The following is a 12,651-nucleotide window of genomic DNA, read 5'->3' on the forward strand; positions in this document are numbered from 1 at the left end:
ATAATTATTGAGACTAACGCATACGCGTAGAAAATAGAGGATGAACGTATTGAAACAGGCGAATGAGATTATCTTTACAGAACTTCAAAACAGAATCATCAATTTGGAACTTGAACCAGGCACGGTGATCAATGAGAAAGCGCTCATGGAAGAGTTCGATGTCAGCAGGACACCGGTACGTGAGGCGCTGATCAAATTATCCCAAATCGGTCTGATTGAAACCAGACCGAGAGTGGGTACGTTTGTCACTCAAATCGAGATCAAGTCGGTGAAGAACGCCTACGAAGTGAAGAAAAACTTGGAAGGCCTTGCTGCCGAACTCGCTGCCAAAAGGGCGACTGATGAGGAAATTGAAGAACTGTTTGAAATTATTGAGCGATTTAAAGGCTATGACATCGTCAAGGATTACAAACTTTGTATTCAGGATGATCAGCGTTTCCATTATCTGATTAGACAAGCAGCTAGAAATGAAATTCTAATTGAAGTATTAGACATGCTTAACACGAAGACGGCACGTTTTTTACAGTCTATCCGATATGTGATCAGCGATTACGATTGGTTTAGCAATTCACTTGTTGACATTGCTGATGCAATTCGTGCACGTGACTCAGAAGAGGCGCGCAAACATACTGAAATTCATACAAAAGAATTCCTTGACCAAATGTCACGCCATTTCTTCGGGTAAACCGAAACAGCTCAATAGGGCTGTTTTTTTGTACAAAAGTAAAGGGAGAGGTATACTATGAATCAATTATTTGCAAGCAGGGCGAAGAAAATGCAGGCATCAGAGATCAGAGAAATTCTCAAACTTACCCAACAACCGGACATTATTTCTTTTGCAGGCGGTCTTCCTGCGCCAGAGATGTTTCCTATCAAAGAAATGAAGGCTGTAGCAGGCCGTGTGCTTGACGAAATGGGTCAGGCGGCTCTACAGTACAATCCTACAGAGGGATATGACCCTTTAAGAGAAAAAATCGCTGCTAGAATGTCGTTGACAGGCACGAATCTATCGAAGGACAACATTCTTGTGACAAGCGGTTCCCAGCAGGGTCTTGACTTTTCGGGTAAGATATTCCTCGACACAGATGATGTCGTACTTTGTGAAAGTCCGTCGTACCTAGGCGCAATCAACGCGTTTAAAGCATATGAATGTAAGTTCCACGAAATAAAGACCGATGAGAACGGCATGGACATGGAAGACCTTGAGTATGCCCTCAAGGTGCTTGACCGAGTCAAAATCATCTATGTCATTCCTGACTTCCAAAATCCGTCGGGAAGAACATGGTCTCTTGAGAGAAGAAACATGCTTGTGGAACTTGCGAATAAATATGATAAGATCATCATTGAGGATAATCCATACGGAGAACTCAGATACGACGGGGTGATGATTCCTTCTGTTAAATCACTTGATACGGAAGGTCGAGTGGTTTATCTAGGTACTTTTTCGAAGACGTTCTGTCCAGGTCTGAGAATAGGCTGGGTCGCAGCGGATGATGTGGTGCTTAACAAATACATCATGGTGAAGCAGGGAGCGGATCTTCAGACTAATTCAATGAGTCAGATGGAACTTTCCTTGTTCCTTGACGACTATGACTTTGACAATCACATCGAAAAACTAGTGACGCTTTATAGGACGCGAAGAGACATCATGATCAGCGCGATGAACGAGCATTTTCCTAAAGAGGTTAAATACGATGTTCCAAGTGGGGGATTGTTCATTTGGGCTGAAACTCCTCTTGGCATCGATACAAAAGAATTGATGATCGAAGCGGTAAAAGAAAAGGTCGCTTTTGTTCCCGGTGAGTCGTTCTTCCCTAATGGTGGTATAAAGCATACCATGAGACTTAACTTCTCGAACATGGGCGAAGAAAAAATAGAAGAAGGCATCAAAAGACTCGGTCTACTGCTTACTAACGCGGTAAAATAGGTTGACATAGTACTTTAAGAGGTTGTATCATTTGCAACTTCTTAAAGTATTTTTTTATTTTTGAGGGTATACTTATACTATACCAATAAAAAAAAGGCGGCTAAAGATGAAACGTATAGGTGTGACCACACATATTGAAAAATTACATAACATGCATGAACATGCAGTAAACATTGCGTACATAAAGGCCGTGATTCAGTCGGAGGGGCTTCCGATACTGATACCAGTCACCATCAATCATATGATGCTCGACGATTACTTGAACTTGATCGACGGACTTGTGATAACGGGTGGAGGGGACGTCGATCCGCTTCTTTATAAGGATGAGAACCATGGACTCAGCATGAATATTTCAGGTATAAGGGACGAGATGGAGCTTTATCTGATAAGACAGTCCATCAAAAGAAAGATTCCCATACTCGGCATCTGCCGCGGAATGCAGCTGCTTAACGTATACTACGGTGGAGACCTGTACCAGGACATCATGACGCAATATGATACGGATATCGATCATATCAACATGGAGGTAGAGGTGGACTATTTAGCGCATGATGTGACGTTCGAGGAGGATTCGATTATCGGTAAAATGATGTGCAAGTCTTCACTTAAGGTGAATTCAAGGCATCATCAGTCTGTAAAAAACCTTGGAATGGGACTGAGAATAACGGCTAGGTCGCAAGACGGTATTGTGGAAGCGATCGAGCACCAGTCGGATGATGTGATAGGCATACAGTGGCACCCTGAAGACTTAGTGGGTCTATGTATGTGTCACAAGAAGCTATTTACGAGTTTTATCGATCATTGTGATGCAAGGAGCAAATAGATGAAAAAAAAGATACTGCTGATTTTGTGCTGCGTATTTTTAGTAGCGTGTAAAAGTCGGGTCCTGGAAGATAAGCAAGTACCGGTTGAATCGGGCGTGGAAAATGAGAACGAAAACGCAGATTCGGGCAAGGAAGACGAGAATGCACAAATGGAGCAAGCCTTCATTTTTGTAAACAAGAACGACGGTATACTGAAATGGGGTATCCGTACATCTACTGACGAAGTGCTTGTAAGTCCAATATACAGCCAGATCACTCCTTTTGCTCAGGGTAAGTTCTGGCTGGCTAGTAATGACAATTCCTATGACGTGTTTACACGCTCAGGCGAACTGGTGGACTCATATAATGATTACGACGCACTTTTTAGTGCTGAAAAAGAGCTGCTTGCTTCTATGGATGAACTATACGCATTCTATGACGAAGAGACAGGAAGCTTCGGCTATAAAAAAGGCGATCGTATCGTCATCGAACCCAAATACGCGATCGCGGATCCCTTTATCGATGGAAGGGCTGTTGTCACGACGGGAGAATATCTACAGATTTTTTCTGTGATCGATGAAAAGGGTAGGATTCTGTTTACCCTAGAGGATCAACCTATCGTGAATCTTGGCCGCGGCTTCTTCGGTGTGGTGGAGGACGAGTATTACTACTCCGCTTATTTTGATAAAATGAAGATTTGTGACTCTAAAGGTGATACGGTCATTGGAGATGCGTATTACGATATCATCACTCTTGAAGATTCAGGTTTTTTTGTAAGCGATGCCGATAAGGGCTTCTTCTTGACAAGCAACGGCCAACTGGATAAGACGAAACCGACATTTGAAGGTTATGAGTTTTATGAAAGGGACGGACTACTGATCAAAGGTTATGCCAAGACTCAGCAGGATGCGAGACTCGTTTATTTTGACCAACAGGGTGACATCCTATGGCATAAGGACTGGCAAGATGATTTTGTCGAGATCGAAGCCGGTTTGTACGTTAAAAATGTCATTCATGCGATGAACAGGTTCAATAAGGTTGCCTATCCACAAATACTACTTGAGGATGATGAGGCAACAAGCGAAGCCGTTAACCGTAGACTCGAAGCGTCGGTTGGCGATATTAGCATGTTCCATCAAGAAGAGAGAATCGTACAAGAGGTCGGTTACCGAATCGAATATAGGAATCGGATGATAACCATCGTTGAAAGCTATTACATGTATCCTGTAGGGGCTGCACATGGCTCGTACAATGAAGTGCTTTCACACTATGACACTCGCTCCGGCAAGTGGATCACATTTGCTGAGCTCTGGTCTGTTCCGGGAGCGATGGAAGCTCTTGAAAAGCTTGCAAATCTGCTGATCGATCCTTTATATCTTTATGATGATGGAGTAGAGGTTCCTATTTACGCAGACGTGAACTTTATGCTGACTGACAAGGGGATTCAGGTCATCTATCAGGAATATGAGATCGGTCCCTATGCTGTCGGCATGCCGGTGGTGGAGCTTCCTTATCTGTTAATCAGAGACTACCTTTCTGAAGATTTTCCAAATCGGAAGACACTTGATGATACGATGGTAAAATCAGGTGAGATGAACGATCAAGTCGTTCAAAAAGTCAATCTTCTGTTATCACAAATCAAGTCTGATTTTGAAGCTGTAAACGCTGGCGCTACTGAACAGGATGCTTACGCACGGGAACCATTTAAGTCGCTCTACGACTGGATGGACATGGCTAAATCAGAGGGATTTGAGAAATTGTTTGTTGAAAAGGTAGAAGTTGAAGCGATTCAAAGTTATGTGGGAGGTTACGGCGCACTCGTTTGGGTGGATGCTATCTTAGTGGATTCCGAGTCGACAGGCTACGAAACCGGTCTTCGTCTGTATGTTGAATTCGGCGGCGCAACTGAAGGTGAACTGAGTAAAGTGGTGCTTCTCGATTAAAGTGAGGTGACTGGCGATGAATAGCTTTATAGTCTTAATGATCATCTTGGTAGTTGTCATTGTATTCTTGTTTCAGCTGGCAAGCATCAATTCAAAATACAAGGAAATGCATCCTACTCATTATGACCACGAAATGCCACATCTGGATCATGAAAAGCAGGAACATGTCTATGATCATTTGCATAAAAAAGATGACGGTATTTATAATGATCCCAAGTTTTAATCTTGAACCCATTGCCTTTCCTCTCTAAAAAGTGTACACTAATGATAATCAATATCATTTAAGTACGTCTAATTTGAAAAGAGGATTTTATGATCACAAATGAATGGCGACAACGTCTTAAGCCCTTTGCTAAGCCGAAACTCAGCAAATCGATTGTTCAGATAGTAAATACTGTACTACCATATTTCGCCCTATTGACTCTGATGGGAATTGGCATTTATTTTCATGTGCCTTATATTCTCATCTTACTACTAGCCATACCGACAGGGGCTTTTATGGTAAGGACTTTCATTCTGTTCCATGACTGTACCCATCTGTCATTTTTTAAGAGTATGCAGGCGAATCATATTTTAGGACACTTGCTCAGTATTTTGACCTTCACACCTTATACGATTTGGCAATCCGAACATAATCAGCACCATGGTGCCGTGGGGAATTTAGACGAAAGAGGCATAGGAGACGTCTGGACGATGACGGTGGACGAGTACTTGGATAGTTCTCGTTTAAAGAGGTTCTTATACAGGTTGTATCGTAATCCTCTATTTTTATTTTTCGTCGCACCTTTTTTCTTGTTTGCGGTACTCAATCGGTTGCCGTCGAAAAGATATACGGCTAAGAAACATCATTTGAGCCAATGGATTACAAATACTGGAATTGCAGCTGTAGCGCTACTGGTAAGTTTGAGTTTTGGAATCAAGTATTATCTTATGATACAGATTCCGGTCTTGTTCTTCGCCAGTGTGATGGGTGTTTGGCTTTTCTTTGTTCAACACCAGTTTGAAGAAGTTTACTGGGAAAGACATGGAGAGTGGGATTTTCTTAAGGCGGCGATTGACGGAAGTTCCTTCTACAAACTACCGCTTGTGCTGGAATGGATGACAGGTTATATCGGATATCACCATATCCATCACCTGAATCCTAGAATTCCAAACTATAATTTGAAGGCCTGCTATAAGGAAATCCATGAGTTTAAGAACGCAAGGACAATCACACTTTTTCACAGCTTCAGGTTGGCACTTTTAAACCTCTATGACGAAAAGGCAGGAAAACTGATTCGCATCCGTGACTTGAGAAGAAAGCTGAATTATAACTAAGACCCCAAAATCGACATCTACCTAGGTGTCGATTTTTATATGTCAATTCTTAAAATTAGCTTAAAATGCACTGTTTTAAATGCGTGAGCGATACTAATCCATTTATTTGTGTTAGAATGATAGGGAAACATTTACATAAGGGAGGTAAATATGAAAGGACTAGCAAATTTCATTATAGTACTAGTGATAGTAGGTGTCATTGCTGCTAACGGTATCTATAAGTTAGAAGATGGCGAACAAGCGGTTATTACAAGATTTGGTGAATTTTTAAAAAATGAGACACAGAGTGGTCTAAAGTGGAAAATTCCAGTTGTCGATCAAAAGTATGTTATCAGAGTATCTGAACTACGTAGAATGGAATTCGGTTACGTTACAACAGATAGCGGTGGAACGAACCGCTATGCTGAGTATCAGGATATCACTTCAGATTCCTTGATGATTACAGGTGACGAGAACCTTGTGAACGTCACTGCCAGCATTCAGTATAAGATCAGCAATGCCAAAGATTACTTGTTCAATGTCGATGACCAGTTGGGCACGCTCAATATCATTGCTGTTTCGACAATTAGAAGAAGTGTGGCAAACAACTCGTTGGATGACGTACTTGCAGATAACAAGTTTGCAATCATGCAAGAAATCAGAACAGACCTACAGCAGATTTGTGATGATTATAAGTTAGGTGTTCAAATTACGGATGTACTGCTTCAAGATGTCGACCCGCCTGCTGAGGTTGATGATGCTTTTAAAGATATCGTGAGAGCTCAACTTGACAAGGAAAGTAAAATCAATGAAGCGATTTCATATGAGAATCAAATTATTCCAGAGGCGAAAGGTTTGGCTTCTAAGCTGATCTCTGATGCGGAAGCTTACAAAGCGGAACGTATAAGCGAAGCAAAGGGTGATGTAGCCAGCTTTAATGCTGTATACGAAAAGTATGTCGACGCCAAGGAAGTCACTAGAACAAGACTTTATTTAGAGACTATGGCTGAAATACTGAAAAATGTAGAGATATTTGTAACGAAAGAAGATGGCAATACGCTTAAGTTCTTGCCTCTACAAGGAGGTACAAACTAATGTTAGATAACAAAAACAATGGTCCAGTTGAAGTAGATGAAAATGGAAATCCTATACCAAGAAAATCAAAACAGCCTCAAGCGATAAAAATCGATTTTGATTTTGGTAAGTTGTTGAAAAGGGGTTTCTTCCCAATTTTGATTTTATTGCTTATTGTCGGTTATTTGGCTACAGGCACCTATACTGTCAATGAGATGGAACAGGCAATGATAGTTAGGTTCGGTAGTATTCAAAAGGTAATCGTATCTAAAGATGCGGATATAGTAAAAGCTCAATTGTCAGCCACAGATCAGTTTAAGGGTGTTAAAGTAATCCAAGGAAAAGGACTTTTCTTCAAAGTTCCATTTATCGATCAAGTTGAAAAATACACTTCTCAACTACTGACTTACAAAACACTTCCAGGTGAAGTTACGACTCTAGATAAGAAGAAAATTGTTTTAGATAACAATGCTCAGTGGAGAATTGTCAATCCAGCACTTTTCAAAATATCTATGGTTACTATTGATGATGCCAACAACAAACTTGATGACCTGATTTTTTCCGGTTTACGTGAGCAAATAGGTAAGACGGATGGAACAACGCTAATATCTGATAAAGAGTTTGTTTATAGCTTGACTTCACTAGTTAAGGATCAAGTAAATGAGCAGGTATATGAATCAGGTATCGAGGTGTTCGATGTTCGTATCGCTAAAACTGAATTTCCTGATCAGAATAACGCTAATATCTTCACTAGAATGAGAACGGAACGTCAAAAGATTGCTAACAAGCTTAGAGCTGAAGGGGATGAGCAGTATCAGATCATCACAGCCAAAGCGGATAAGGAAGCGACTATCCTAAAGGCTGAAGCTTATGCTACTGCTGAAGAAAACAGAGGACAAGGTGATGCTGAAGCGCTTGCGATTTATGCATCGGCGTATAACAAAGATCCTGAATTCTATCAGTTTTTAAAAACGCTTGAGACCTATAAGGAATCCTTGGGAAGCAATGCAAAAATCGTAATCGACAGCGATTCTGAATTTGCCAAGTACCTCTTCCAAATCAACGCTCCAAGTGTTACTGTAGAATAATAAGAGTTTAGGCACGTACCTACTATGGTACGTGCCTTTTTTAAGGAGCGGTTATGAAATTAGGACAATACATAAAACGGATGGAAGAGCCGTCATTTGAAGAGCTTATCGCAGTGATCAGGCCTGCGTTTGAAATACCGTTTATAAAATATGGATTAGATCAGTATAGGCATAGTGGATACTATTACAATAGAAACGATTATCAAAATGCCTTAGATGAAGGTGCGATATGGTTTGGCGCGTACGACAAGGGGGCGCTGATCGGTTGCGTGTCCGTTTTGAAAAAGTCGGACGTGAAATGGAGGATAGGAAAACTAGCCGTCCACCCTGATTTTCAGCACTGCGGATTAGGTAAATCCTTGCTCAGTGAAGCGGAGCGCTTCGTATTTAATCGTGGAGCAAGCAAGTTGAGTTTGTCGTGCCTGAAAGACGATGCGGACCTGGTTAAGTTTTATGAGTCGAAGGGGTATTTGTCTGATGGGCAAAAGGTCTACAAGAAAACCGGATTTACGATAGGTTTTTATGTTAAGAAGATGCACCACCTGATCGATCTTGTCACAAATCTTGCTGACCGTTACCCTGTCGACCCGATTGTCTGTGATGAGACACTCTACCTAAAGGATCAGATCCTGCTGATCTATCATCCGGATGAGGTTGACAAGAAAACCAATACAGGGCATCTTCTGGGACGGTTGTTGCCTGAACATGTTAAGGAGTGGATCTGGCACCGTAATACAGTGGAGAGCTTTGTGGACACCTTGTCAGAGGGTTTCTTGAATGTTCTCGTTTATCCAAGTGACGACGCGTATGAGGTTTCTGAGTACGTCTCCAATGTGGATTCGAGAATAAGGTGGATCTTCATCGATGCAACTTGGCAGCAGTCGCAAAAAATGCTGAATCAGAGCCCTAGTCTTATGGCGCTTGATAAAGTGCGGTTGTCGAGTGATTACATCAGTCGCTATACGCTCAGAAAGAACCAGCGTGCTGAAGGATTATGTACACTTGAGTCCGCCAGTCATGTGTTAGGTGAATCTGGATTCGACACGTTGAGAACGCAGCTTGACAGCAGGTTGGAAGACTGGCTGAAGACACTTAGCTGTAAATAAAAGGATGATGCAGGGAGCAGACTGCCATTTGCGAATTTTAGCAAATGGCTTTTTTTATTGCCTCTATTTGGTAATCTAAGACAAGTAGATTAAGTCTAGGAGGTCATGATGGTCACAACACTACCCTCGTCCGTATTGATAGGCATGTCGGGGCATGTCATTGAAGTTGAAGTCGATATCGCAAGAGGATTTCCGGCTTTTACGATAGTCGGTCTACCGGACACGATTGTAAAGGAGTCAAAAGAACGGATAAGAACTGCGATAAAAAACGCTCATCTCGAGTTTCCTGAACGGAGACTCACTGTCAATTTTGTACCTGCGAATCTTAAAAAGGACGGGAGCCATCTTGATCTTCCTATCGCTTTGGGCGTTTTAAGGGTTGGGGATGATGCGCCCGGGCTTAAGCATATAGGCGTACTGGGGGAGTTGGGACTCAGTGGTCAGGTCATCGGTGTAAAAGGCGTCATACCGCTTCTGATCGCCTTACAGGAGCAAGGGGTCACGAGGGTTATTATACCGAGGGCGAATCTTGATCAGGCAAAACTGCTAAAGGATATGACGGTTTATCCGGTGGAACACCTTCAAGAAGCCTACAAGCTATACGAGTCGATCGATAGGGTGGAAGGCGTATTCTGTAATGGAGACTTTAAAAAGACGATGCACAGGCTTGACGACTTCAGTGAGGTCTCCGGCCAGGAACACGCGAAAAGGGCGCTTGAAATTGCCGCTTCAGGAGGTCATCATGTGCTTATGATGGGACCGCCTGGTAGCGGTAAGACCATGCTTGCCAGAAGGGTTCCTGGAATCATGCCTGACCTTGCCTATGAGGAGGTTGTCGAGTTGACGAAGGTGTACAGCGTTTCCAACAATATCGCACCGTCAGGCGTAGTCACTGATAGGCCTTTCAGATCACCGCATCATACGATTTCGAGTGTGTCCCTATGCGGCGGTGGGACCAACCCGAAACCAGGCGAGGTGACGCTTGCCCACAGAGGGGTTTTGTTTTTGGATGAGCTTCCGGAATTCAAACGGTCCGCGATTGAAAGCTTAAGACAGCCGATCGAGGACAGAAGAATCCAGATTTCGAGGTCTACAGGGACTGTGGATTTTCCGTGCTATTTTACACTAATCGGCGCCTTTAACCCTTGCCCTTGCGGGTATCTTGGTGATATTGAAAGGCAGTGCAAGTGTTCGCCGATTCAAGTCATCCGGTATTTGAGCAAATTGTCAGGACCGATGATCGACAGGTTCGACATGCAGCTGATTTTACCAAAGGTACCCTATGAATCTCTTAGGGTCGTTAAAGAGAGCGAGCCGTCCAGGACGATAAAGGAACGGGTTGAAAAGGCAAGGCTGATACAGTTTACAAGGTATGGTGATGTGTTTAAACTGAACGCCCATATGTCGACTAAGGACATCAAAGTTTACTGCGACCTAAATGACGAAACAGAAGCTTTCTTAAAAAAGGCGTATCATATCATGAAATTGTCGGCTAGGAGTCTGACAAATATATTAAAGCTTTCAAGGACGATCGCAGATATGGACGGGGCCGAGGAGATTAGACTCGAACATGTAAGCGAGGCGCTTCAATACAGACGGATCGATAAGGAGGTGCTTAGTGATGTATGATGTGAGGGATTTGCTCTTATGGCTTCATGAGTTCGGCAAGGAGACCGATAAGAAGCTGGTTCGAAGTTATTATAATTTTGGAGATAGGCAAGCTGTCGGCTATTATATTGTAAAACTGACTGAACTGATGAAAAGCGACTGGAAAGCGTGGGTCTTGGAATTTAAGGATGAAATGAAAGTCAAGGGAATCGAGGTTTGCACCATCATCGACGACGCCTATCCGGAGAGGCTGCTCACCATTTTTGATTACCCGCTTGTGTTCTATTATATAGGGGATATTTCCTGCATTGCCGTGCCTGATGTCATCAGCATCGTTGGGACAAGGAAACCGACATATGACGCGATTAAGATGTGCGATCTGGTCACCAAACACCTTGCCAAAGGGAATGTGACCGTTGTCAGCGGCTTGGCCTTTGGTGTGGACGCGCTTGCCCACAGGGGCGCGCTCGCGTACGGTGCGAAAACTTCTGCTGTACTGGCTTCTGGACTTGACCATATCACCCCAAGGAGTCATGTCAAACTTGCTAGACAGATTCTGGACAGCGGAGGACTTCTCCTTAGCGAATATGCGCATGGCATTAAACCCCTCAATCACTATTATGTAGCACGAAACCGTATTGTAAGCGGTCTGGCAAGTAAGATTTTTATCGTAGAGGCAGGTTTGAATAGCGGAAGTATGACTACTGGAAGGCATGCGCTTGATCAGAACAAGGAATTATATGTCATGCCCGGTTCGATATCGAATGCGGTCGCTCAGGGGACGAATTCGCTATTCAGACAAGGTGCGTATCCTGTTATCGACCCAGAAGACTTACACCTACATGATCAAGAAGAAACGCGTGTGTGCAACCATCCTATCGTGATGCGCCTTAAAGAAGAAGGTCCAATCATGGTCGAAGTGCTTTCTGATATACTGGATATGCCGATTCAAGTTCTGATGAGTGAGCTGATGGTCTTGGAGTGCGATGGTTTTATCAGAATTGACGAGCAGATTGTGAGGGCACTATAACTTAATGAAAAAAATTATCATTTGAGTTTAGGGATATGTCTTTTGGGTAACTCATATATTGGAGGTGCAATTCTATGAAGATATATACTAAAACAGGTGACAGTGGTCAAACAAGTCTATACGATATGCACAGAGTTTATAAGGATGATATTAGGGTTGAGTCTTATGGGACTATCGATGAACTGAATTCGAGCTTAGGGCTTGCTAAGAATTTTATCAATGACGAACCGATTTTTGAACATATCGAATGGATTCAGAGAATGCTTTTCGATGTAGCAGGTGAGCTTGCCACTAGAGAGGGTTCTAAGTTTCCGGAACGGGTGAATGCGGCAGATATTCAAAAGCTTGAATCATGGATTGATGAGTACATCGATAAAATGGGTAGAGATAGCGCATTTCAGTTCATTTTACCGGGATCAAACAAAGCATCGGCATCGCTGCATGTAGCACGTACCGTATGCAGAAGGGCTGAACGCAGAATGATATCTTTGAGTAAGGAGGCTGACATCTCTGTCGAGGTGATGAAATTTGTAAACCGTCTGTCGGATTGCATCTACACCTTTGCAAGGTTCCTTGAAGATGACATCACACTAATCGAATTTAAGACTGAGTAAGACAAATTTTTATAATTTACCACTAAAAAAAAGCCTGAGTTCAATAATCGGGCTTTTGGTGTTTTTTGAGCGGGTCGATAGATAAAAGGATTTGGTGATTTTAATTCGAGTATCTTAATAATAAATTGTAATAATAAATATTTTGGTACTATTATCATTGAT

The 12,651-nt window shown here is 42.6% G+C and carries 12 protein-coding genes; all 12 read left to right on the forward strand.

Features of this window, described 5'->3' with window-relative positions; genetic code table 11:
- The first annotated feature begins 49 nt into the window (after positions 1-49).
- The 12 genes from DWB64_RS08165 (at position 50) to DWB64_RS08220 (ending at position 12,489) form a co-directional block, all read left to right on the forward strand.
- A complete protein-coding gene (locus DWB64_RS08165) occupies positions 50-685 on the forward strand; it encodes a GntR family transcriptional regulator (RefSeq protein WP_164980313.1) in 636 nt (211 codons plus the stop codon).
- Positions 686-742: 57 nt separating this feature from the next.
- The gene (locus DWB64_RS08170) at positions 743-1,927 is read left to right on the forward strand and encodes a PLP-dependent aminotransferase family protein (RefSeq protein WP_129487731.1); all 1,185 of its coding nucleotides are present in this window, start codon (positions 743-745) and stop codon (positions 1,925-1,927) included.
- 106 nt (positions 1,928-2,033) lie between these two features.
- The gene (locus DWB64_RS08175) at positions 2,034-2,750 is read left to right on the forward strand and encodes a gamma-glutamyl-gamma-aminobutyrate hydrolase family protein (RefSeq protein ID WP_129487732.1); all 717 of its coding nucleotides are present in this window, start codon (positions 2,034-2,036) and stop codon (positions 2,748-2,750) included.
- Positions 2,751-4,673, forward strand: coding sequence for an RsiV family protein (locus DWB64_RS08180; protein WP_129487733.1), 1,923 nt, complete (start codon positions 2,751-2,753; stop codon positions 4,671-4,673).
- 16 nt (positions 4,674-4,689) lie between these two features.
- Positions 4,690-4,896: a hypothetical protein gene (locus DWB64_RS08185; RefSeq protein ID WP_129487734.1), complete on the forward strand. Its 207-nt coding sequence runs from the start codon at positions 4,690-4,692 to the stop codon at positions 4,894-4,896.
- A gap of 89 nt (positions 4,897-4,985) precedes the next feature.
- A complete protein-coding gene (locus tag DWB64_RS08190; RefSeq protein ID WP_129487735.1) occupies positions 4,986-5,990 on the forward strand; it encodes a fatty acid desaturase in 1,005 nt (334 codons plus the stop codon).
- Positions 5,991-6,140: 150 nt separating this feature from the next.
- A complete protein-coding gene (gene hflK / locus DWB64_RS08195) occupies positions 6,141-7,064 on the forward strand; it encodes an FtsH protease activity modulator HflK (protein WP_129487736.1) in 924 nt (307 codons plus the stop codon).
- Entirely contained in the window at positions 7,064-8,131 is a 1,068-nt protein-coding gene (gene hflC, locus DWB64_RS08200; RefSeq protein WP_129487737.1) for a protease modulator HflC, read from the forward strand. The genes hflK and hflC overlap by 1 nt, the downstream gene beginning before the upstream one ends.
- Positions 8,132-8,184: 53 nt before the next feature.
- On the forward strand, positions 8,185-9,237 hold the full coding sequence (locus tag DWB64_RS08205) for a GNAT family N-acetyltransferase (protein ID WP_129487738.1): 1,053 nt from the start codon (positions 8,185-8,187) through the stop codon (positions 9,235-9,237).
- Positions 9,238-9,345: 108 nt separating this feature from the next.
- On the forward strand, positions 9,346-10,866 hold the full coding sequence (locus tag DWB64_RS08210) for a YifB family Mg chelatase-like AAA ATPase (RefSeq protein WP_164980314.1): 1,521 nt from the start codon (positions 9,346-9,348) through the stop codon (positions 10,864-10,866).
- Entirely contained in the window at positions 10,859-11,875 is a 1,017-nt protein-coding gene (gene dprA / locus DWB64_RS08215) for a DNA-processing protein DprA (protein ID WP_243118968.1), read from the forward strand. The genes DWB64_RS08210 and dprA overlap by 8 nt, the downstream gene beginning before the upstream one ends.
- 74 nt (positions 11,876-11,949) lie before the next feature.
- A complete protein-coding gene (locus DWB64_RS08220; RefSeq protein WP_129487741.1) occupies positions 11,950-12,489 on the forward strand; it encodes a cob(I)yrinic acid a,c-diamide adenosyltransferase in 540 nt (179 codons plus the stop codon).
- The last annotated feature ends 162 nt before the right edge of the window (positions 12,490-12,651 follow it).

It is taken from the genome of Fusibacter sp. A1, from assembly GCF_004125825.1.
GTDB lineage: Bacteria > Bacillota > Clostridia > Peptostreptococcales > Acidaminobacteraceae > QQWI01.